The sequence below is a fragment of the Pyxidicoccus caerfyrddinensis genome (assembly GCF_010894405.1).
In the GTDB taxonomy this organism is placed as follows: domain Bacteria; phylum Myxococcota; class Myxococcia; order Myxococcales; family Myxococcaceae; genus Myxococcus; species Myxococcus caerfyrddinensis.
Genome location: NZ_JAAIYA010000003.1, coordinates 486,908 through 507,227, shown reverse-complemented (window position 1 = coordinate 507,227; position 20,320 = coordinate 486,908). Strand labels below are relative to the sequence as shown.

Annotated in this window: 19 protein-coding genes; 13 read left to right on the top strand and 6 right to left on the bottom strand. The window is 72.5% G+C overall.

The features are described from left to right. The first annotated feature begins 3 nt into the window (after positions 1-3). From G4D86_RS09240 to G4D86_RS09205, 8 genes are all read left to right on the top strand, one after another. A complete protein-coding gene (locus G4D86_RS09240; RefSeq protein ID WP_163991703.1) occupies positions 4-636 on the top strand; it encodes a hypothetical protein in 633 nt (210 codons plus the stop codon). Further along, the gene (locus G4D86_RS09235; protein ID WP_163991701.1) at positions 633-1,883 is read left to right on the top strand and encodes a YncE family protein; all 1,251 of its coding nucleotides are present in this window, start codon (positions 633-635) and stop codon (positions 1,881-1,883) included. Before G4D86_RS09240 ends, G4D86_RS09235 begins: the two co-directional genes overlap by 4 nt. Continuing rightward, entirely contained in the window at positions 1,880-2,599 is a 720-nt protein-coding gene (locus G4D86_RS09230) for a c-type cytochrome (protein ID WP_163991699.1), read from the top strand. The genes G4D86_RS09235 and G4D86_RS09230 overlap by 4 nt, the downstream gene beginning before the upstream one ends. Positions 2,600-2,653: 54 nt before the next feature. Further along, positions 2,654-3,955, top strand: coding sequence for a DUF1444 domain-containing protein (locus G4D86_RS09225; protein ID WP_163991696.1), 1,302 nt, complete (start codon positions 2,654-2,656; stop codon positions 3,953-3,955). An 83-nt stretch (positions 3,956-4,038) separates the two neighbouring features. Then, positions 4,039-4,533, top strand: coding sequence for an endonuclease V (locus G4D86_RS09220; RefSeq protein ID WP_163991695.1), 495 nt, complete (start codon positions 4,039-4,041; stop codon positions 4,531-4,533). A 117-nt stretch (positions 4,534-4,650) separates the two neighbouring features. Beyond that, a complete protein-coding gene (locus G4D86_RS09215; protein WP_163991693.1) occupies positions 4,651-5,847 on the top strand; it encodes an alkaline phosphatase PhoX in 1,197 nt (398 codons plus the stop codon). Positions 5,848-5,920: 73 nt separating this feature from the next. After that, positions 5,921-6,841: a hypothetical protein gene (locus G4D86_RS09210; protein WP_163991691.1), complete on the top strand. Its 921-nt coding sequence runs from the start codon at positions 5,921-5,923 to the stop codon at positions 6,839-6,841. A gap of 58 nt (positions 6,842-6,899) precedes the next feature. Beyond that, positions 6,900-7,301, top strand: coding sequence for a DUF2203 domain-containing protein (locus tag G4D86_RS09205; RefSeq protein ID WP_163991689.1), 402 nt, complete (start codon positions 6,900-6,902; stop codon positions 7,299-7,301). Positions 7,302-7,308: 7 nt separating this feature from the next. On the opposite strand, the gene G4D86_RS09200 is transcribed toward G4D86_RS09205, so the two are convergent. Next, entirely contained in the window at positions 7,309-7,929 is a 621-nt protein-coding gene (locus G4D86_RS09200) for a hypothetical protein (RefSeq protein ID WP_240360135.1), read from the bottom strand. A gap of 206 nt (positions 7,930-8,135) precedes the next feature. Between G4D86_RS09200 and G4D86_RS09195 the strand changes: the two genes are divergently transcribed. From G4D86_RS09195 to G4D86_RS09185, 3 genes are all read left to right on the top strand, one after another. Beyond that, a complete protein-coding gene (locus tag G4D86_RS09195) occupies positions 8,136-8,864 on the top strand; it encodes a hypothetical protein (RefSeq protein ID WP_163991686.1) in 729 nt (242 codons plus the stop codon). A gap of 369 nt (positions 8,865-9,233) precedes the next feature. Continuing rightward, positions 9,234-10,160 carry an NmrA/HSCARG family protein gene (locus G4D86_RS09190; RefSeq protein ID WP_163991684.1) on the top strand — a complete coding sequence of 309 codons (927 nt, stop codon included), beginning with the start codon at positions 9,234-9,236 and terminating at the stop codon, positions 10,158-10,160. A gap of 96 nt (positions 10,161-10,256) precedes the next feature. Further along, positions 10,257-10,997, top strand: a complete 741-nt coding sequence (locus G4D86_RS09185) for a hypothetical protein (RefSeq protein WP_163991682.1) — start codon at positions 10,257-10,259, stop codon at positions 10,995-10,997. A gap of 13 nt (positions 10,998-11,010) precedes the next feature. Here G4D86_RS09185 and G4D86_RS09180 read toward each other — a convergent pair whose 3' ends face one another. Next, positions 11,011-11,304, bottom strand: coding sequence for a YgaP-like transmembrane domain (locus tag G4D86_RS09180; RefSeq protein WP_163991680.1), 294 nt, complete (start codon positions 11,302-11,304; stop codon positions 11,011-11,013). A 107-nt stretch (positions 11,305-11,411) separates the two neighbouring features. After that, on the bottom strand, positions 11,412-13,349 hold the full coding sequence (locus G4D86_RS09175; RefSeq protein WP_163991678.1) for a glycoside hydrolase family 15 protein: 1,938 nt from the start codon (positions 13,347-13,349) through the stop codon (positions 11,412-11,414). 357 nt (positions 13,350-13,706) lie between these two features. Here G4D86_RS09175 and G4D86_RS09170 point away from each other — a divergent pair, with 357 nt between their 5' ends. Continuing rightward, a complete protein-coding gene (locus G4D86_RS09170; RefSeq protein ID WP_163991676.1) occupies positions 13,707-13,949 on the top strand; it encodes a hypothetical protein in 243 nt (80 codons plus the stop codon). Positions 13,950-13,952: 3 nt separating this feature from the next. On the opposite strand, the gene G4D86_RS09165 is transcribed toward G4D86_RS09170, so the two are convergent. Further along, positions 13,953-15,329 (bottom strand): MFS transporter, encoded by a 1,377-nt coding sequence (locus tag G4D86_RS09165; protein ID WP_163991674.1) that lies wholly within the window; start codon positions 15,327-15,329, stop codon positions 13,953-13,955. Beyond that, the gene (locus tag G4D86_RS09160; protein ID WP_163991673.1) at positions 15,326-16,288 is read right to left on the bottom strand and encodes an ornithine cyclodeaminase family protein; all 963 of its coding nucleotides are present in this window, start codon (positions 16,286-16,288) and stop codon (positions 15,326-15,328) included. Before G4D86_RS09160 ends, G4D86_RS09165 begins: the two co-directional genes overlap by 4 nt. 290 nt (positions 16,289-16,578) lie before the next feature. On the opposite strand from G4D86_RS09160, the gene G4D86_RS53740 reads away from it, so the two are divergent. Next, on the top strand, positions 16,579-18,621 hold the full coding sequence (locus G4D86_RS53740; protein ID WP_163991671.1) for a PAS domain-containing protein: 2,043 nt from the start codon (positions 16,579-16,581) through the stop codon (positions 18,619-18,621). A gap of 16 nt (positions 18,622-18,637) precedes the next feature. Here the strand turns inward: G4D86_RS53740 and G4D86_RS09150 are convergent, their stop codons facing one another. Next, a complete protein-coding gene (locus G4D86_RS09150; protein WP_163991669.1) occupies positions 18,638-20,272 on the bottom strand; it encodes a Sapep family Mn(2+)-dependent dipeptidase in 1,635 nt (544 codons plus the stop codon). Between the last annotated feature and the right edge of the window lie 48 nt (positions 20,273-20,320).

Genomic DNA, 20,320 nt, shown 5'->3' with positions numbered 1-20,320 from the left:
ACCATGAAGACCCTCTCCCGGAAGCTCTTGTGGACGTCCCTGTCGGCCGCGCTGCTGGCGCTGGCCCCCGCCTGTGACAACGACGAGCCGGAGGCCGATGAGTGCGGCGAGCCGCTCTACGGCGGCGACGCCACCGACGAGGCGTGGCGCACCCTGGTGGACGCGAAGGACAAGGCCACGGCCAGCGCGCAGTCGGTGACGCTGGTGTCCCCCACCCAGGGGCAGTCCTACGTCACCACCGAGGCGCCACCCACGTGGCAGTGGACGTCGCCCATTGCATCGCTCACGCCCGGCACGGCGCCCTCGCCCCAGGCGCTCCCTCGTGAGGAGGGCCGCTCCGTGCTGGCGTGGCTGGGGAACCTGATTCTTCCCTCGGCCGAGGCGCACCTGCCGCCCTTCACCGGCGACATCTACTGGGTGCAGGTGACGGTGCCGGGCCGCACGTGCCCGGTGGAGATGCTCACCTCCAACCTGCAGTGGACGCTCGACGCGGCCACATGGGACACGCTGCGCGGCGCGATGGGCCAGGACGTGTCCGTCCAGGTGACGAGCGCGTACCTCGTGGAGAACCGCCTGCGCGAGGGCCCCTACAAGCTGGCCACGCCGCACACCGTCCACATGGTGGGCGCGCGATGAAGCAGGCACGCCGGTGGGTGCCGGCGCTCGCGCTCGCGCTGGCCGCGTGCACCGAGGACCCGGAGCCGGGGGACGCCGAGACGCCCCCGGAGAACCTCGAGTACGCGCACCCGGACCCGTGGGCGGAAGGAACCGTCGTTCCGCCGCCCGGGCCCGGCGGGCGCATCCTCATCACCAACAGCCTCGACGACACGATGAGCCTCATCGAGCTGGACACCGTGGGCACGCCCGGCTTCAAGGAGCTGGCGCGCGTGCCGGTGGGGCTCAACCCGGTGGAGCTGGAGGGGCCGCACCACACGGCGGTGGCTCCGGACGGCTCGGCCTACTACGTCGGCATCTCCAACTACGTGCCGGGCGGCGGCTCGGGGCCGCATGGCACGCACGGCACGGGCTCCGAGGACGGCTACTGCCTCAAGCTCGACGCGCGCGACAACCGGCTGATGGGCTCCGTGCGCGTGGACCCCAACCCCGGCGACATCATCGTCAGCCGGGACGGGCGCACGCTGTACCAGACGCACTTCGACACCCTGAAGATTACCGAGGTGGCGCGGCGGAACGGCACCGAGGCGGAGATGAACGCGCGGCTGGCCATCATCGACGCGGCCACCATGACGCGGAAGAGCATGGTGGAGGTCTGCCCGGCGCCCCACGCGGTGCGCCTGTCCGCGGACGAGCGCACGGCGTACATCGCCTGCTGGTCTGACGAGGTGGCCATTGTGGATCTCACCGCGACTCCGCCCACGGTGCAGCGGGTGAAGGTGGCGGCCAACACGGGCACGGCGGTGCGTCCGCAACACGAGCCCTACGCGCTCACGCTGTCGCCCACCACGGGCGAGGCGTGGGTCAGCTCCCTGTCCAGCCGGCAGGTGCAGGTGCTCAATCCCACCACGAAGGCGATGGACCCGACGCGCACGGTGACGGGGCTGCGCGGCGCGCCCATGTTCGGGACCTTCACCTCCGACGGCAAGACGCTCTACCTGCCCTACCAGGCGGCGGACGCGCTCGCGGACATCGACCCGGCGACGGGACTGGTGCGGCGCGAGGTGGACCTCGCATCGGCCGGCTGTCTCAACGTGCACCAGGTGACGCTGACGCCCGACGAGAAGTACGGGCTCGTCGTCTGTGAAGGCGACCACCAGGGCCCGGGCACGGTGCACGCGGTGGACCTCGCCGCCGGCACGGTGGTGGGCACGGTGCGGGTGGGCATCTTCCCGGACTCGGTGAGCATCCTCCGGGGGCAGCCATGAAGCTCGCGAGGCTGGCGGTGCTCGCGGCGCTGGCGCTCGTCGCGCCGGCCTGTGACGGCGAAGACGCGCCGGTGCCCGCGGCGGAGTATGGCGAGCGGCTGTTCAGCGACGCGCGACTGTCGGAGAGCCAGTTCAACAGCTTCTCCTGCGCCACGTGCCATGCGACGACACCCACCGCTCCGGCGGGACGACTGGACTCGGGATACACGCTGTATGACTCGGCCTTCCGCAAGGCGTGGTGGGGCGGGTACGAGACGCGCCTGCTGGACGCGGTGAACTTCTGCTACGTCAGCTTCATGCGCGGCGTGGCGCCGCTGCCCGAGGACTCGCCACAGAGCCGCGCGCTCTACGAGTACCTCGTGAGCATCAGCCCCAATCAGGACGCGCGGCCGCTGCCGATGACGGTGGTGAAGAACGCCGCCGACGTGACCCGCGGAGACAGGGCGCGCGGGCAGGAGGTGTACCGCGCGGCCTGCCAGAGCTGTCACGGCGAGCCGCACACGGGCGCGGGCCGGCTGACGGAGGCGGCCTCGCTGCTGCCCGAGGTGACGGAGGAGTACGGCGAAATCTTCCCCGGGGTGCCTCCGTCGCTGGTGGTCATCGAGAAGGTGCGGCACGGCCAGTTCTTCGGCGTCGGCGGCAACATGCCTCCGTACAGCCTGGAGGCCCTGTCCGACGCGGACCTCGGCGCGCTGCTCACCTTCCTGGACTTGTGACACCCACCGCGTCCAGGGCGTAACCTCGCCCACGGCACGCACGCGGGAGCACGCATGGGGTTCTGGGACAGGCTGTTCGGACGGAAGGCTCCGGCGCCGCAGCCTGCTGTCTCGGCCCGTGTGGAGAACCCGGTGCGCACCGTGGACCCGCGCGAGTACCTCCTGAAGCAGGTGGAGAATCTGCTGCGCGCCGAGCCGAAGGTGGAGAAGGTGGAGCGCCACCCGGACAGCTACGGCCTCCAGTTCACCCGCGACGGGCGCCAGGGCAGCGTGTTCCTCGACAACCTCTTCGCGGACACCCGCGACGTGCCACCCGAGGCGCGCACCCAGCTCATCCAGCGGTTCCTCCGCTCGCTCTGGCAGGACGGCCCGGACTCGCTCCCCTGGGAGGAAGTGCGGCGGCGCCTGCTGCCCGTGCTGCGCTCGTCCACCTTCGGCATGTCGCAGCTCGCCCAGCTCGAGTCCGACCGCGAGCTGGTGGGACGGCGCACACTGCCCTTCCTGCGCGAGCTGGTGGTGGTGGACCTGCCCGAGTCCGCCATGTTCGTGCAGCGGCGGCACCTCCGGGAGTGGGGCGCGGACGAGGAAGCCGCCTTCGCCGCGGCGCATGACAATCTCGCCGGCCTCCCGCTCGACGGCGTGGAGCTGTACGACCGCGCGCCGAGTCCCATCTGGTCCGTCGACTCCGGCGACACGTACGAGACGTCGCGCCTGCTGCACCCGGGCTTCCTCGCGTCCTTCGCCGGGCGCGTGGAGGGCCGCCCCATCGCCATCCTCCCCGAGCGCTCCACGGTGTTCATCGCCGGAGACGCGAATCCCGCCACCGTGGCGCGCCTGTGCGAGAGCGGCGAGCGCGAGTACGAGGCCGCGTCGCGCCGCCTCACCCCCGCGCTCTACACGGTGGACGATGCCGGCCGCGTGGTGCCGTACGTGCGCCCGGGCAACGACGCGCTCGCCCAGCGCGTGCGGCTGGCCCACGTGCGCCTCGCCCTGTCCGAGTACGCCGCGCAGAAGGAGTCGCTCGACAAGCTCCACGAGGCGACCCACGTGGACGTGTTCGTCGCCAACCTCTCCGCCGTCGCCCGGAAGAAGGACGAGCGCCCCGTCACCTGGTGCATCTGGAGCCGTGACGTGGACACGCTGCTGCCGCGCTCGGACGTGGTGGCGATGAACCCGGGCAACCAGGACGTCTTCATGGTGCCGTGGGAGGACGTGGAGCGTCTGGCGCCCGGCTGCATCACGCCCGTGCCCGAGTCCTGGCCGCCGCGCCACCGCACCCACTCGTGGCCCGCGCCGGACGTGCTGGCGCGGCTGAGCGCGGCCCGCGTGGAGCTGGAGGACTACGTCGGCCCCTGAGTGCAGCACCCTTTCCGGTCAGCCCGCCGGAGCACCCCGCGTCAGGCCCCTGCATGAGGGGCCGCGCCCCCGAGGAGGAACCGATGCTCGCCTGCCTGGATGTGGACTACCGCCCCGAGCTCACCGTGGCCGCGTGTGTCCTCTTCCGTGACTGGCCGGCGGGCTCGGAGGCGTCGCACCTGGTGGACCACGGCCCTCCCGCCGCGCCGTACGAGCCGGGCCACTTCTACCGCCGCGAGCTGCCCCACCTGCTGCGCGTGCTCGCCATGGTGCAGGAGCCGCTGGAGACCATCGTCGTGGATGGCTACGTGTGGCTCGGCGAGGACAGGCCCGGCCTGGGCGCGCACCTGTACGAGGCGCTCAACCGCGCCGTGCCCATCATCGGCGTGGCCAAGACGGCGTACGTCACCACCGGCCCTGCCCTGCCCGTGCTGCGCGGCCAGAGCCTGCGCCCCCTCTTCGTCACCGCGGTGGGCATGGAGACGGCCACCGCCGCGCAGTGCGTCCGGCGGATGCATGGGGCCTCGCGCATCCCCACCATGCTCAACCGGGTGGACCGGCTGTGCCGTGAGTCCTGAGGGGGCGTGAAGCCCCGGCTGCCCTCCAGGCGGGGATGACGCGAGGCGCCGCAACGGCTCCGGCCCTGCCCTCGTGGGGGGCTTCCATGCGGGCGCGACCTGAGCGACAACCGCTTCATGGAACGCCGTCACTTCCTCCGCTTCACCGCCCTCGGAAGCAGCGCGCTCGCGCTGGGCAGCCTCGGCTTCTGGCGGAACGTCTACGCCACGCCGCCGCAACCTGACGGCCCCGGCCCCTACGGCCCGCTGGCGAGCGCTCCGGATGCGAATGGCCTGCTCCTGCCCCAGGGCTTCACCTCGCGCATCATCGCCGTCAGCCGCGACGTGGTGCCGGGCACGCGCTACGCATGGCACATGGCTCCGGATGGCGGCGCCTGCTTCACGCAGCCGGATGGCGGCTGGGTGTACGCGTGCAACAGCGAGACGTCTCCGGACGGCGGAGTGTCCGCGGTGCGCTTCGGCGCCGGGGGCGAGGTGACGGACGCCTACCGCATCCTCTCCGGCACGAACGTCAACTGCGCCGGCGGCCCCACGCCCTGGGGCACCTGGCTGTCCTGCGAGGAGCACCCGCGCGGCCACGTCTGGGAGTGTGACCCGTCGCGCCCGAGCCAGGGCGTGGAGCGGCCCGCGCTCGGCACCTTCACGCACGAGGCCGTGGCGGTGGACCCGATTGGCCGGCGCCTGTACCTCACCGAGGACACGTCGGACGGGCGCTTCTACCGCTTCACTCCGACGCAGTGGCCCTCGCTGGACGCGGGCACGCTGGAGGCCGCGAGCGTCACCGGTGACGTGATGAAGGGCGCGAAGGTGCACTGGGTGCCCGTGTCTCCCGAGGCCCCCGCCTCCGAGCAGCCCGCCGCGGGCGAGACGACGGTGTTCCGGGGCGGAGAGGGGTGCTGGTACGACGGGGGCGTCGTGTACTTCACCACCAAGCGGGACAACCGCGTCTGGGCGCTCACGCTCGGCAACGGGCGGCTGGAGGTGCTCTACGAAGCGGCGAGCTATCCGGGCTCGCCGCTGATGGGCGTGGACAACGTCACCGTGTCGCGCGGCCGCGAGGTCTTCGTCTGCGAGGACGGTGATGACATGCAGGTGTGCCTCCTGTCGTCGGACCGGAAGGTGTCGCCCTTCCTCCAGGTGGTGGGCCACTCCGGCTCGGAGATTGCCGGCGCGGCCTTCAGCCCGGATGGCCGGCGCCTCTACTTCAGCTCCCAGCGCGGCATCGACGGCCGGGGTGTCACCTTCGAGGTGGCGGGCGCGTTCCGCACCCGGGCGCCCCGAGACCCGCATGGGGCCCTGAGTTGTGAACAGTGAACCTTGCTCCCCTGCCCGGGGGGCGCTCGTCCTCCTGGAAACCTCGCGCGAGGAGGCTTACCTTTGACGGCGGATGCCCTCGCACCCACCCTCGCAGCTGGCGCTGTTCGACGCTCCGGCCCCCGCGCGTCCTGAGCGGCCCGAGGGGGTAGCCCGTTCCGAGGGCCCTGCCCAGCTCGAGCAGGCCGCGAGGCACGAGCGTTCCGAGGCTGCCGCCCACTCCGAGCACGACACGCATCCAGAGCCCTCCACGGAATCCCCCGGTGAAGGCGCCACCCGCCACCGGCTGCCCGTGCGGGAGGACGCGCTCCCGCTGGCCGCGGAGCTGGCCCGCAAGCTGTCGTCGATGCTCGGCGTCCCCGTGCACCTGCGGCTCACGGACAACCGCGCCACACTGGTCAGCTTCCGCCGTGGCCCCGAGGGCATCCGCCTGCGCGCGCACCACCTCTTCCTCGGAGCCCCGGACGAAGTGGTCCACGCCATGGCGCGCTACGCGGGCCGCAATGACGCCGACGCCGGCGAGGCACTGGAGTCCTACGCCCGCACCCATCGCGGCCTCGTGCGCCGTGAGCGCCGCCCCGGCAAGCCCCTGCGCACGCGGGGCAGGTGCTTCGACCTGCGCGCTCTCGCTACCCGCCTCAACGCCGCCCACTTCGACGGGCGCGTGCGCGTGGACGTGGGCTGGGCGCGCAAGCCCGGCAGGGCCCGGCGCCGCAGCATCCACCTGGGCGGCTACGACGCGCGCCTGCGCGAGATTCGCATCCACCCCGCCCTGGACCGCCCGCACGTCCCGGCCTTCGTGGTGGACTACCTCGTCTTCCACGCCATGCTGCACGCGGACCTCGCCGGGCCGGACGACGCGCCCCTGGACGCCGACGGCCGCTGCGCACCCGAGCACACCCCCGCCTTCTGCGAGCGCGAGGCCGCCTTCCCCTTGCGCGAGTCGGCACAGCGCTGGCTCGCGGAGAACCTCACCTCGCTGATGCGCGGCTGACGCCCGCCGCCCGGAGGCAGTAGCGGAGGCGGGCCTGGAGGCGGCATGCTCCCGGGCAATGCGCTACTTCAGCGTGGAAGAAGCCAACCGGCTCGTGCCGCTGCTGTCCCGCACCTTCGAGCGCGTCCGCCCGTGGGTGGAGCGGGCGCAGCAGCTCGCGGACACCCTCGGCTCGCCCGAGAGCACCCGCGACCTCCACCTGGACACGCTGCGCGAGGAGCGCGACGCCCTGCTGGAGCGCATCCGCGGCGAGCTGCTCCAGCTCACGGAGATGGGGCTGGAAATCAAGGGCGCGGATGGGCTCGTGGACTTCCGGGCCCACCGAGGTGACGACCCCGTGTTCCTCTGCTGGCGCTTCGGCGAGCCCGCCGTCACCCACTGGCACGAGCTGCAGGATGGCTTCGCCGGACGGCGCCCCATCGACAGCCCGGACGACTTCGCGCCCACCTACCTCAGCTGAAGGACGCTCAGCTCCCGCCGAAGCTCTTCTGGAGCAGGCCCATCTTGTTGCGCGCGGACAAGAGCTGCTGGCGCAGCGAGTCCGCCTGCCGGGCGATGTCGTGGAACTCCTTCTCGTCGGCGGCGGTGGACAGCGCCTCGGCCTCGGTGGCTACCTCGGTCATCCGGTCCTGGAGCGCCTGGAAGGTGGTGGCGAGCGCGGCGTTCTCCTCGGGCGTCTTCGCCTGCTGGCGCTGCTGCGCGAACTGCTGCATCTGCACGTTCAGCTCGCCCGCGCTCTGGCCCATGTTGCCGTAGCGCACGAGCAAGTCCTTGAAGACCTCGGTGCGTGACTGCAGCTCCTGGGCGCGCTGGTGGACGGCCTCGGCCTGGGTCTGCTGCCTGTCGCGCACCCGGGAGATGGCGGCGACGAGCGCGCCGACGCGCTGGCGAAGCTGGTCATCCATGTCGGCCAGGCTCTTCAACGTGGCGGAGGCCCGCTCCAGGTGCTTCTCGGACTGGAGGGGGGCCTTCTGGAGCTGCTCGGACAGGGCCTCGAAGCGCTCCAGTCCCTCGTCGAGGGCCTGTGCGGCGGCCACCAGCTCCGATTCCTGCGGCTTGTCGCGCTTGCTCATGGTGGGCGGGAACATGGCACGCACGAGGGCCGGTGTGGTGTCGGCGCTTCTGATTCCGGACAGAGCACGGCGCATGGAGCGCTCCATGCGGCGCCGAGTGTCCGCATGCGCGCAGCTCGGGACGTTCGGGTTGCGTGGGAGACCTGCCCGCTGGACCGAAGGGTTCCTACCTTGTGCGGAAAGCGCGCGGGTGCGCGTGGCTCACCAGGAGAGAGAACGACATGACCCGGACCTACAGTTTCGACCACTTCCAACCCAAGAAGCCGGTGCAGGCGGCAATCGGCACGCCGGGACAGCTCGGCACCGACGACGACAAGCAGAAGCCGCTCAAGAGCGAGCTGCAGGCGTCGCACCCGGACACCGTCCCCGGCGCGCACCAGGGTGAAATCCACTACGGCATGGCGCACTCGGAGACGGTGAAGCGCCTCCAGGAGCGCCGGGCGGCCCGGGTCAAGAAGGAGGCCCGCGCCAAGGCGGCCACGAAGCGTCCCTCGGGCGCGCGGAAGGCGGTCGCCAAGGGCAGCGACACGGCCACGACGAAGACGGCCGCGAAGGGCAGCGATAAGGCCACCGCGAAGACGGCCCGTGCGAAGCCCGCGAGCAAGACGGCGAAGAAGGCCACGGCGGAGCACACGACGGCGAAGACAGCGCGCAAGAAGACGGCGAAGCGCGCGGAGCCGGCGGCCGAGCGCTCCAGCGCCCCGGCCAAGCGCGCCGAGCCCGCCTCGAAGCAGGGCCTGCTCGGGCGCATGGTGGGTACGGTGACCCGGACGGCGCTGGCGACGGGCTCGAAGGGCCTGGCGCGCGCGGCGGCCCTCGCGAAGGAGGTCCGCGCCGGCAAGGGCAAGACCGCCAAGACGGACGCGAAGGCCAAGACGGGCGCGAAGGCCAAGACGGACGCGAAGGCGGACAAGTCGAGCACGCGCGGCGGCACGAGCAAGAAGCGCTAGTCCGCCCGCGGGTCTCCGCTGGCACGTCCTGGCGGAGACCCTTCCGAAGTGAGGGATGGCGCCGGGAGGAACGTGCGCGGCCGGTCATCGCCGGCACGCGCTGCCTGCCTGGCGCTGCGCGCTGCCCGCTACGCTCCGTGTCCTGAGCACCCGGACGGGAGCGGGCCCGAGCACCGCGGCAACGCCGCCCACCTGCCAGGTCCTGAGCACGCGCTCGCGAGCCTGCCCGGGCCGTGGGACGCGGCCGCCACCCTGCCTGGTCTCCTGCCCGGCAGTCCCAGGCAGGAGACGGGGAACCCGGCTGCTCGTGCTCGCCAGCGGCTCCCGCCGTCCCCAACTTCCCCACATCCATCGCCCGAGGTTCGAACCATGCCCATGGCCTTCTTCCGCTCCGTGCTCGTCACCGGCGCTACCGGCAAGCAGGGCGGCGCCGTGGCCCGCCAGCTCCTGAAGCGCGGCCACCGCGTCACCGCTTTCGTCCGGAGCGCAGAATCCCCAGCCGCCGAGGAGCTCCGCTCCATGGGTGCCGAGCTCGCCGTGGGAGACTTCGACAACGTGGACGCCATCGCCCTCGCGGCGCAGGGCATGGACGCCATGTACGCCATGGCCACGCCCTTCGAGGGCGGCGTGGAGACGGAGATCCGCCACGGCCTCAACCTGGCGGACGCGGCGCGGCTGGCGGGCGTGCGGCACTACGTCTACTCGTCGGTGGCCGGCGCGGACCGGAAGACGGGCATCCCCCACTTCGACAGCAAGCACCGGGTGGAGCTGCACGTGCGGCGCAGCGGCCTGCCCTACACGATTCTGGGCCCCACCTTCTTCATGGAGAACCTCACCAGCCCCATGTTCGAGAAGGGCCTGAAGGCGGGCGTGCTCGCCATGGGCCTGCCGCCCTCGCGCGGCCTGCAGATGGTGGCGCTGGACGACCTGGCCGCCTTCACCGTGCGGGTGATTGAGGAGCCGGACCGCTTCTTCGAGGAGCGCATCGACGTGGCCTCCGACGAGGTGACGGGGCAGCAGGCCGCGGGGCTGCTCTCCATGGTGAGCGGCCACCGCATCCACTACGAGCAGCTCTCCCTGGACTTCCTGCGCGAGCGCAGCGAGGACCTCGCGGCCATGTGGGAATGGTTGGACCGGGTGAGCTACCACGCGGACATCCTCACCCTGCGGCACTCGTATCCCGAGGTGCGCTGGCACACCTTCGAGGACTGGGCGCGTGGCCAGGACTGGAGTGCGCTCACCTCGCCCGCCTGGCCTCACGCGGCCGCGGAGCCCACCCCTCCGACCAGCCACTGAGACACCACCCGGGCCCCTCGCGGCCCGAGTGGGCTCCCCCGACGGTACCCGCGCCCATGGCGTGGCTTCCTACCTTTCACCAGAGGAGGGAGTCCCATGCGTGGATTCGGGCTCGTCGCCGCGTCGCTGCTCATCGCGTCGGGCTGCATCCCGGAGGCGCAGCTGCGGCCGTCGACCGGGGCACAGCTGCAACAGGGTGACAATGAAGTCGCCAAGGCGGAGGCGTCCGGTGTGGTGCTGCTGGCGGACGGCACCGCGTGGAGGGGCAGTCCGCACGACCTGGAGCGCAGCCTCACGCCCGTGCGGGTCCTCCTGGACAACCACAGCGGCCGGCCCCTGCGCCTCGCGTACGGAGACTTCGCCATCGTCGGCACGCAGTCGCGCTTCCGCTACGCCGCGGTGCCGCCGCTGACGTTGAGCAATAGCGTGGCCTCGAAGGAGGGACAGGGACAGGGACACGGCGGCTCGGGGAGCACGACGATGTACCTGGGGGTGGGAGCGGGCTGGGGGTATGGGCCCTACTGGGGTTTTGGCCGCTACGGCTACGGCTTCGGCCCCTATTTCCAAGGGCCCTTCGTGGGCCCGTACAGCTCCTTCTACCCGTACCCGTACTACGGCGGTTACAGCTGCCAGGAGCCGCTGCCCACCAAGGACATGCTCGAGCAGGCGCTGCCCGAGGGCACGCTCGCGGACGGGGGCCGCGTGGAGGGCTTCCTCTACTTCCAGGGCGTGACCGAGCGCGAGAGCCAGGTCGTGCTCCAGGCCCGGCTCGTGGATGCGAAGACCGGCGAGCCGTTCGGCACGCTCGACATCCCCTTCCAGGTCCAGAAGGGCTGACGGACGGCCGCCGTCAGTGGAGGGTGATGGGCGTGGGGCGCGTGGACGGCCGCTGGAGCCCGTCCAGCAGCGACGTCTCGTCCGGCACGCCCAGCGCCCGGCGCAGCTCCTCGCCGCGCATCGGCAGGCCGAAGAGCGGGGCGATGGGCACCAGGTCCAGTACGCCGGTGATGAGCGGCCCCAGCCCCGCGAGCGCCACGAGCGCGCCGCGCGACGTCCCCGAGGTCAGCCCTCCAAGCACCAGCCCAGCGCCCGTCACGATGCGGAGCCACCGCCCCGTCCGCGACGCAATGAAGCCGACGACCATAGACACCTCCCCAGGGCGAAGATGGGCACGCCCGGACCGCCGGCCAGCGGGAGCGCACCCCACGTCCGGAGGCACGGCGGGCAGCCGACCGGGCATGAGGCCGCGCTTCACTCTGGCGACGCGGCGTCGTGAATGAATCCCCTCGGGACGATGGACTCATCCGGCCGCTCCACCCGGCTCCGCCTGCGCGTGAGCAGCTTCTCCAGCGCGAAGCTGGCGAAGTCATACGCCCGCTCGGGCGTGGGGCGCCGCTGGGCGGCGTACACGGCGGAGAGCTGCGCGCACGACGACACCAGGGCCATGTGCGTGAAGGCCTGGGGGAAGTTGCCGAGCGCCTCGCCGGTGCCGGGCACGGCCTCCTCCGCGTAGAGCCCCACGTCATTGGCCAGTCCCAACAGCCGCGCCAGCACCACCTCCGCCTCGTCCCACCGGCCCGCGTGGGCCAGCACGTCCACCAGCCAGAACGAGCACAGGAGGAACGTCCCCTCCCCGCCCGCGAGCCCGTCCGGCGCGTGGTAGCGGTACAGCAGCCCGTGAGACTCCAGCCGCTCGCGCACCACCTGCACCGTGCGCCGCACCAGCGGGTGTGCCACCGGCAGGAAGCCCAGGGCCGGCACCAGCAGCGTGGACGCGTCCGCCGCGTCCCAGCCGCGCGCCTGCGGGAACCAGCCGCCCTCCGCGCACTCCAGCAGGTAGCGGCGCAGCGCAGCGCGCTCCCGGGCCCAGCGGGACAGCGGCGCCGGCAGCCTCCGTGCGCGGGCCAGCCGCAGCGCCCTGTCCAGCGCCACCCAGCACAGCAGCTTCGAGTGGACGAAGTGCCGGGGCGCGTCGCGAATCTCCCACAGTCCCTGGTCCGGCAGGCGCCAGCGGAGGCACACCTCCTCCACCAGCCCGGACAGGAAGGCCCAGTTCGTCTTCGACATCGGCCCGCCCGCGCGCACGTACAGCCACGCCGCCTCCAGCAGCTCGCCGGACACGTCGTGCTGGAGCTGCTTCACCGCGCCGTTGCCCACGCGCACCGGCCTCGCGCCGCCGAAGCCCTCCAGGTGCGGCAGCTCCACCTCCGGCAGCAGGCGGTGGCCCTGGATGCCGTACATGATTTGAACGTCCGCCGCGCGGCCCGCGCTGGTGCGCCGCAGCCAGTGACGGAAGGCGTCCGCCTCGTCGCGGTAGCCCAGCACCAGCAGCGAGATGAGCGTGAGCGACGCGTCGCGCAGCCAGGTGAAGCGGTAGTCCCAGTTGCGCACGCCCCCGTGCTCCTCCGGCAGCGACGTGGTGGGCGCGGCCACCAGCGCGCCGGTGGGCGCATACGTGAGCGCCTTGAGCGTCAGCGCGGAGCGCCGCACCGCGCGCACGTGCTCGCCGGTGTACGCGCAGCGGGCAATCCACGTACGCCAGAAGGTGAGCGTGTCCTCCAGGCGCTGGCGGAAGTCGGCGCGGTCCGGCGCGTCCAGGGGGGAGCGCTCGACGAAGGACGGCGTCCACGCCGCCTCCACCCAGGCCTCCTCGCCCGCGCTCAGCTTCCACCGGGCGCGCAGCGCGTCCTCGCGCGCCACCAGCGGGTGCGTCGTCGTCACCCACAACGCGTCCGCGCCGCCCACCACCTCCGCGGTGCGCCTCGAGGTGAGGCGCATGCGCGGGACGAAGGCGCCGTACTCGAAGCGCGGCGTCAGCACCACGCGCACCGTGACTTCGCCGGCCAGGCACCGCACCCGCCGCAGCAGCGCGTGGCGCGTGCCCACGTGCGTGCCGCGCGCGCCGCCTCCGGGGAACACGGGCATGCAGTCCACGACTTCCAGCATCCCACGCGGCGTCGTGAAGGTCGTCACCAGGACGTTGGTGTCCTCCAGGTAGGAGCGCGTGGACTGGTAGCGTCCCTCCGGCGCCACGCCGAAGCTGCCGCCGCGCCGGACATCGAGGATGCGGCAGAACACCGCGGGCGAGTCGAAGCGGGGGAAGCAGGCCCAGTCGATGGAGCCGTCCCTTCCCACCAGCGCGGCGGAGTGACAGTCCCCCAGGAGCGCGTAGTCAGCGATGCGGCGCATCCGCACTCCTCTCCCACGAAGAGAACCGAGGGGGAGGCGCCGGCCCGCGCCCGCACCCCACGGGCGGAGCGCCCGGCACGCGACGGTTCCTCGCCCGGTCCTCCGCCCTTCACCGATGGGGCTGACTCGCTCCCGGTGCAACCCGGCGGCGCGCACTGGCACCGGGGAGCCATGCAACGGACGCCTGCCTGCCTCCTCGACGGGGGAGGCGCGCCAACCGGGAAGCGCACCGCTGCCCGGCATGTCCGGGGCACGGGGAAGAGACGGGGCCACGCGCCGCATGCCCGCTGCGTCCCATGGAGGCAGACGGCAGCTTTTGCGCAGGGGCCTGCCCTTCCTGGCCCCGGGGAGCCAACGATGTTCAACCGTTCGGAAATCCACAAGGGGATGAAGGTCCGCGGCAACGATGGCCACACCATCGGCCGCATCGTCGAGATGACGGACAAGGAGCTCATCGTGGAGAAGGGAGTCTTCCGCCACCATGACTTCGCCGTCGCCATCGAAGACGTGCGCGAGGTGATTCACGGCGAGGTGGTGCTCAACCACGGTCGCGACAGCCTCTTCGCCGCGCCGCGGGAAGTGCCTCCCATCCACCAGTGACGTCTACGCCCGGTCTCCTCCGGGCGCACCCTCCGGGGCGCCGTCCGTCAGCGGCGCCTCGCCCCAGCCAGCGCGCGCCTCCGCCTCGCGAGCCGCGCGCCGCCCCGCCTCCACGTCCACGCGCTGCAGCACCGCCGCACCCGCGGCGAAGAAGACGAGCAGCGACAGCACCGCCTGCCGGCTGGAGCCCGTCAGCTCCACCGTGGCCGCGAACACCAGCGGGCCCGCCACCGCCGTCACCTTCTCGAAGACGCTGAAGAGGCCGAAGAACTCCGCCGCCCTGTCGCGCGGCACCATCTGCGCGAACAGCGAGCGGCTCAGCGCCTGGCTCCCGCCCTGCACCATGCCCACCAGCAGCGCCAGCGCGAAGAAGTGCGCCGCCGTGCGCATGAAGTAGCCCAGGAACGTCACCCCCACGTACACCGCCAGCGCCAGCATCAGCGCCGGCTTCGCCCCCACCCGCGCCGCGCCCCGGCCGAACAGCACCGCGCACGGCACGCCCACCACCTGCGTCAAGAGCAGCGCCCCAATCAGCGACCCACGGCCGATGCCCAGCTCCGTCCCGTACAGCGTGGACAGCCGGATGATGGTGCCGATGCCGTCGCTGTAGAGCAGGTACGCCACCAGCAAGAGCAGCGCCTGCCGGTGCTCGCGCAGCCCCTTCAGCGTCTGGCCGAGCTGGAGGAACGTGCCGCGCAGGGACACGCGCCTGTCGCGGCCGTTGTGCACCGGCCTCGGCTCCGGAATCCGCAGGAACAGCGGCACCGAGAAGCCCGCCCACCACACCGCCACGGACAGGAAGGCCACGCGCGAGGCCGCCGCCGCGTCCGCCAGCCCGAACCAGTGCGGCTGGAGCAGCAGCACCAACTGCGCCGCCAGCAGCAGCCCGCCGCCCAGGTAGCCCAGCGCGTAGCCCGCGGTGGACACCCGGTCCAGCTCGTCATCCCGGGCGATGTGCCGCAAGAGCGCGTCGTAGAAGACGATGCTGCCCGTCACCCCCACGTTGCCCAAGCCGAAGAGCACCAGCCCCCAGGCCCAGTCGCCGCGCCCCACTCCGGACAGCCCCACCGTGGCCAGCACGCCCAGCACCAGGAAGCCGCCCAGCAGCTGCTTGAGGCGCCCCGCCCTGTCGCTCAGCGCGCCCAGGACTGGCGACAGCAGCGCCACCACGGCCAGCGCCACGGAGGTGGCGGTGGCGAAGCGGGTGGTGGCCACCTCGCGCGGCAGCCCGTCCGACACCACCGACGCGTAGTACAGCGGGAACACCACCGCGATGACGGTGGTGACGTAGGCGGAGTTGGCCCAGTCGTACAGCGCCCACGCGCGCAGCTCCGGCCGGGTGAGCCCCAGTCGCGTGAGCAGCGCGTCCCAGGCCCTCATGCGCTGAAGTCCATGCCCTGCACCGCGTCGTCACCCTGCGCCGCCTGGTACACGTGCCACGCGGCCGCCAGATCCTGGAACGGCAGCCCCACCGCGCCGAACACCGTCACCTGCTCCGGCGACGTGCGCCCCGGCTTCAGGCCCGCGAGGATTTCCCCCAGCTCCGCGTGGATGGCGTCCTCGTCCAGCCCCACGCTGCCCGCCGCGCCGCTGCTGACGGCCAACCACCGGTGGTCCACCACGAAGAGCGACTGCTTCAGCACCCCCGCGGACACCTCCGCCTTGCCCGGCTCGTCCGCGCCCAGGGTGATGACGTGCGTGCCCGGCCGCAGCATGCCGGGGTGCAGGAAGGGCTCCCGGCTCCACGTCGACGTGACGACGATGTCCGCGTCCGCCACCGCGTCCGCCACCGACTCCTCCATGCGCACCGGCAGGTTCAGCTCGTTGTACATGCGCGTGGCGAAGGCGAGCGCGCGCTCCATTTCCGTGTCGTAGACGCGCACGTGCTCCAGCGAGCGCACCAGCCGCAGTGACTTGAGCTGGAGCACCGCCTGCCGTCCCGCGCCGATGAGCGCCACCCGGCTCGCGTCCGGCCGCGCCAGCACGTCCGCCGCGAGCGCGCCCACCACGCCCGTGCGCACCGCCGTCAGGTGGCCGGAGTCCATGATGGCCAGCAGCGCGCCCGTGGCCAGGTCATGCAGCTGCACCACGCCCTGGATGGCCGGCGTCTGCCCGGGGAACTTCGCGTGCACCTTCACCGTGTAGGCGGGGATGCCGGGCAGGCTGCCGGGGAAGAGCACCAGCGCGGTGCCCTCCGCGTGCAGCGGGCCGCGCGCGCGCTGGGGAGCCACCGTGCGGGCGAGAGCATCGGTGCGGAAGGCCTCACGCATGTCCTCCAGCAGGGTGAGCGCCTGGAGGTTGCGGGACACGTCGGAGCGATTCAGCAGGAGGGTGCGCATCTTCCACCCAACCTAACGCCAGCGGCTCCGTCCCCCCAGCGCCCCGTGCACCCCGCGCGCGGCAAGCGCCCGCCGGTGGACGAAGTGGCCCCTGTACGACGGTGCGTCGCCTCGCGGGGAGAGGCAGCCGGCCCCGGCGGGCGCAGCGCCGCGAGCCCGGACGGCGGCGGCGCGACGTGGCGCCCGGGAGTGCGCCTTCACCGGGACGCGAGGGCAAGGCACGCCGCTCCCATCGTGCCCAACATTGAGGCGGCGGTGGCGAGGGCGGGCAGGGCCTCGGGAGGTCGGCGATGCTGGAGCCGGAATCACGCTCCGTGAATAAAGAGGAGCCCGGTGGGGCGAGGACGCTCCGGGCCGCGGACTTCCTGCGCGCGCATCGCGCCGAGCTCCTGTCCGACTGGGAGCAGGGGATGCACGCGCTCCACGCGGACCGCGCGGAGCGGCACTCCTGGCTCATGGACCACATGCCCGAATTGCTCCTCGCGCTGGCCGAGGTCATCGAGCAGGGCCCCGAGGGGCTCGGCACCGCGCTCTGGGACGAGCACGCGGTGATACGGCTGGACCAGGGCTTTGATTTGGGCGAGGTCGCGTCCGAGTACGCGCTCCTGCGCAAGTGCATCCTGCGCCGGCTGGAGGCCGAGCCGCGCGGACTGGCGCCGGGCGAGCTGGAGCGGCTGGAAGAAGCACTGGACCGCGTCGTCACGCGCACCATGACGTGCTTCTCGCAGGCCCGTCAGCGCATCCTCCAGGCGATGGACCGCATGACGCAGGCCACGCTGGACAACCCACCCGCGGACATCCTCCTGACGCGGCTGCTCACCGTGCTGATGGAGTCCGCGCTCGCGGTGGACTCGGCGGCGGTGATGACGCTGGAGGGAGACCGGCTGGTGGTGCGCGCCGCGGTGGGGCTGGAGGCGGACAGGGCCCTGGGCAGCTCCCTGCGGCGGGACGAGGGCTTCATGGGCCAGGTGGCCACCACGCGCAAGGCGCAGGCGCTGCGCTCGGCCTCCACGGACCCGCGCGTGGTGCTGCCCTCTCTCCGGGAGCCGGGGCTGCGTGCCATCTACGGCGTGCCCCTGCTGGAGGACGAGCGGCTGCTGGGCGTGGCGTACATGGGCTCGCGCACCGCCTTCCTCTTCTCCGACCCGGACACCCTGCTGTTCCGCAGCATCGTCCAGCGCGCCACCACCTACCTCGTCCAGGCCCGGCTGCGGGCGGATGAGCGCGCCGCGCGCGTGGAGGCGCAGCGCTCGCTCGCGCTGCTGGACGCGCTGCTGTCCGCCACGCCCGTGGGCATCGCCTTCCTGGACACGGAGCTGCGCTACGTGCGCCTCAACCAGGCCATGGCGGACATCAACGGGTTCTCCCTGGACGACCATCAGGAGCGCCCCTTCCGCGAAATCCACCTGCCCGAGGTGGCGGACGCGTTGGAGCCCATCCTCCACCGCGTGCTCGAGACGGGCGAGCCGGTGCGCTCGTTCGAGTACAGCCTGCCCCCTTCCGCGCCACGGGGCGGAGGCCGCATGTGGCAGGCCAGCTTCTACCCGGTGCGCACCGCGCTGGGCGAGGTGCTGGGCCTGGGCTGCGCCGTGGTGGACATCACCGAGCACAAGCAGTCGGAGGCCTCGCTCCAGCAGGCGGTGGACTTCCGCGAGCAGCTCCTCGCGGTGCTGGGCCATGACCTGCGCAACCCGCTCAACGCCATCACCGCGTCGGCCTTCCAGCTCTCGCGGGCAGAGGCGTTGGGAACGCCGGAGCAACGCGCGGTGGACCGCATCCGCAAGGCCTCCGCGCGCATGGGGCGGATGATCAACGACATCCTCGACTTCGCGCGCAGCCGGCTGGGCGGCGGGATTCCGGTGGCGCGCCAGCGCATGAACATGGCCGAGGTGTGCCAGGCCGCGCTGGAGGAGCTGCAGGTCAGCCACCCGGAGCGCCAGCTCCACTGCGAGGCGCGCGGCGACACCTGGGGGGAGTGGGACCCGGACCGCGTGTCCCAGGTGATGGGCAACCTGGTGGCCAACGCGATTCAGCACGGACAGGACGGGGCCCCGGTGCGCACGCTCGTACGCGGCGAGCCCGACGAGGTGGTGCTGGAGGTCCACAACCTCGGCGAGCCGATTCCCGCCGAGCTGCGGGCGCGCATCTTCGACCCGTTCAAGACGTACCTCGGCCCGCAGGACACGGCGAAGCAGAAGCGCAGCCTGGGGCTGGGGCTCTACATCGTCAGCCAGATTGCCGGGGTGCACGGCGGCCACGTGGAGGTGCGCTCCACGGCGGAAGACGGCACCACCTTCACCGTGCACTGGCCCCGCGTGCTCCCGCCCGCGTGAGCGGGGGCGCGGGTACCTACTTCGTCTCCGGAGCCTGGGGCGCCGGAGCCTGGGGCGCCAGGGCGAGCGTGTGCACGGCCTCGGCCAGCATGCGCGTGCCGGCGTCCAGGCTCTCCAGGGAGATGGACTCGTCCGGCGCGTGGCCGGTGTACAGCTCGCCGGGGAAGCCGGGCCCGAAGTCCACGCCCCTGGGGAACAGGCGCGCGTAGGTGCCGCCGCGCACGGAGCCTGGCTTCACGTCCGGGGCGTTCTTGTGGCGCTTGTAGATGTCCAGCAGCGTGGTGACGAGCGTGCCGGACGTATCCGCCACGTGCGCGTCTCCCACGTAGCGGCCGCCGGCCTCCTTGACGCGGCCGCCGGTGTCCTCGCCCACCAGCTTCGCCGCCTGGTCGAGCGTGGCGTTGAAGGCCGCGGCGTCCTTCCCCTGGGGCCGGCGCATGTTGACGCCCAGGGTGACTTTGCCGTCCGCCACGCGCAGCACGGTGGGCGCGGAGAGGAGCGGGCCCATGAGGCCGTCGTCCTTGTAGGCCACGCCCAGCTTCTGCCCGAAGTGGTCGCCGTCGAAGCGGCGGGCCACCACGCGCAGCATGGCGGCGATGCCGTTGTCCTCCAGTGGCAGACGCGCGGCCACGGCGGCCAGGTCCCACATGGCGTTGTGTCCCTCGTCGGCGATGGACGCGTGCACCGCCTTGCCGTGCGTGGTGAGCACCACGGTGTCACCGTCGCGCTTCACGTCGGCCTGGAGCGTGGCGCGCGCGCCCTTCTCCCCGGCCACCGCGGCCTGCACGTCCGCCAGGGCCTGCTCGGCGGTGCGGCCCGCGGAGGGCGCCAGCTTCAGCGTGGCGGCGCCGGGCACCTGGGTGAGGAACTCGCCGCCGGTGACGTCCACCGCGCGCAGGGTGGCGTTGGCGGCCTTCACGGACTCGCCCACCGGGGCCTCCAGACTCCACGCGACGAAGCCGGACTGCGCGGCCACCACCGGGTAGTTGGAGTCCACGGAGATGACGTGCGTGGCCTTGGGCTCGGAGGCCGCGTACTTCGTCATGCCCGTCCAGTCGCTCTCCTCGCCGTTGCCGACGATGACGAGCACGCGGCCCTGGGGCTTCAGGCCCAGCTGCCGCGCGAAGTCGAGCGCCACCAGCGCCTGGGCCAGGGGCCCCTTGTCGTCCTCCACGCCGCGGCCATAGAGGCGGCCGTCCTGGACGTAGGGCTCGAAGGGGGGCTTCTTCCACTCGTGCGCGGGGGCGGGCACCACGTCGCCGTGGAAGATGAGGCCCAGGCCAGGCGCGCCCTCGCCCCAGGCCAGCTCGAAGACGTCGTTGGCGCCCACGGCGCGGTACGTCATGCCGTGCGCCTTCGCCCACTTCTGGAGGAAGCGGCCCATGTCGGCGATGGCGGGGCTCTTCGCGGCGGGCACCTCGCTGCTCACCGTCTTGAAGCGGACGAGCTGCTTCGTCAGCTCCACCACCTCGTCCAGGGCGCAGGCCTGGACGTAGGCGGCATAGCGCTCGGCGGCGGGGGTGCCCTTCATCGCGGCCTCGGAGAAGCGGGCGGCGCGGGCCTTGGGGGTGCCCTGGCAGCGCGAGTCCTTCGCGGCGAAGGCCAGGGAGGGGAGGACACAGAGAAGGGCGGCGGTCAGTCTTGTGCGCATGTGGGGGGACACCGTAGTCCAGGGACACAGGGCGGCCCACCGGCGGAA

Bases quoted from the DNA above. Each gene is read 5' to 3' on its own strand.
- G4D86_RS09200 (WP_240360135.1), bottom strand. From the start codon at position 7,929: ATGTTCCCGCCCACCATGAGCAAGCGCGACAAGCCGCAGGAATCGGAG.
- G4D86_RS09150 (WP_163991669.1), bottom strand. From the start codon at position 20,272: ATGCGCACAAGACTGACCGCCGCCCTTCTCTGTGTCCTCCCCTCCCTG.
- G4D86_RS09215 (WP_163991693.1), top strand. From the start codon at position 4,651: ATGGAACGCCGTCACTTCCTCCGCTTCACCGCCCTCGGAAGCAGCGCG.
- G4D86_RS53740 (WP_163991671.1), top strand. From the start codon at position 16,579: ATGCTGGAGCCGGAATCACGCTCCGTGAATAAAGAGGAGCCCGGTGGG.
- G4D86_RS09190 (WP_163991684.1), top strand. From the start codon at position 9,234: ATGCCCATGGCCTTCTTCCGCTCCGTGCTCGTCACCGGCGCTACCGGC.
- G4D86_RS09210 (WP_163991691.1), top strand. From the start codon at position 5,921: ATGCCCTCGCACCCACCCTCGCAGCTGGCGCTGTTCGACGCTCCGGCC.
- G4D86_RS09205 (WP_163991689.1), top strand. From the start codon at position 6,900: ATGCGCTACTTCAGCGTGGAAGAAGCCAACCGGCTCGTGCCGCTGCTG.
- G4D86_RS09240 (WP_163991703.1), top strand. From the start codon at position 4: ATGAAGACCCTCTCCCGGAAGCTCTTGTGGACGTCCCTGTCGGCCGCG.
- G4D86_RS09230 (WP_163991699.1), top strand. From the start codon at position 1,880: ATGAAGCTCGCGAGGCTGGCGGTGCTCGCGGCGCTGGCGCTCGTCGCG.
- G4D86_RS09195 (WP_163991686.1), top strand. From the start codon at position 8,136: ATGACCCGGACCTACAGTTTCGACCACTTCCAACCCAAGAAGCCGGTG.
- G4D86_RS09160 (WP_163991673.1), bottom strand. From the start codon at position 16,288: ATGCGCACCCTCCTGCTGAATCGCTCCGACGTGTCCCGCAACCTCCAG.
- G4D86_RS09165 (WP_163991674.1), bottom strand. From the start codon at position 15,329: ATGAGGGCCTGGGACGCGCTGCTCACGCGACTGGGGCTCACCCGGCCG.
- G4D86_RS09180 (WP_163991680.1), bottom strand. From the start codon at position 11,304: ATGGTCGTCGGCTTCATTGCGTCGCGGACGGGGCGGTGGCTCCGCATC.
- G4D86_RS09225 (WP_163991696.1), top strand. From the start codon at position 2,654: ATGGGGTTCTGGGACAGGCTGTTCGGACGGAAGGCTCCGGCGCCGCAG.
- G4D86_RS09220 (WP_163991695.1), top strand. From the start codon at position 4,039: ATGCTCGCCTGCCTGGATGTGGACTACCGCCCCGAGCTCACCGTGGCC.
- G4D86_RS09170 (WP_163991676.1), top strand. From the start codon at position 13,707: ATGTTCAACCGTTCGGAAATCCACAAGGGGATGAAGGTCCGCGGCAAC.
- G4D86_RS09175 (WP_163991678.1), bottom strand. From the start codon at position 13,349: ATGCGCCGCATCGCTGACTACGCGCTCCTGGGGGACTGTCACTCCGCC.
- G4D86_RS09235 (WP_163991701.1), top strand. From the start codon at position 633: ATGAAGCAGGCACGCCGGTGGGTGCCGGCGCTCGCGCTCGCGCTGGCC.
- G4D86_RS09185 (WP_163991682.1), top strand. From the start codon at position 10,257: ATGCGTGGATTCGGGCTCGTCGCCGCGTCGCTGCTCATCGCGTCGGGC.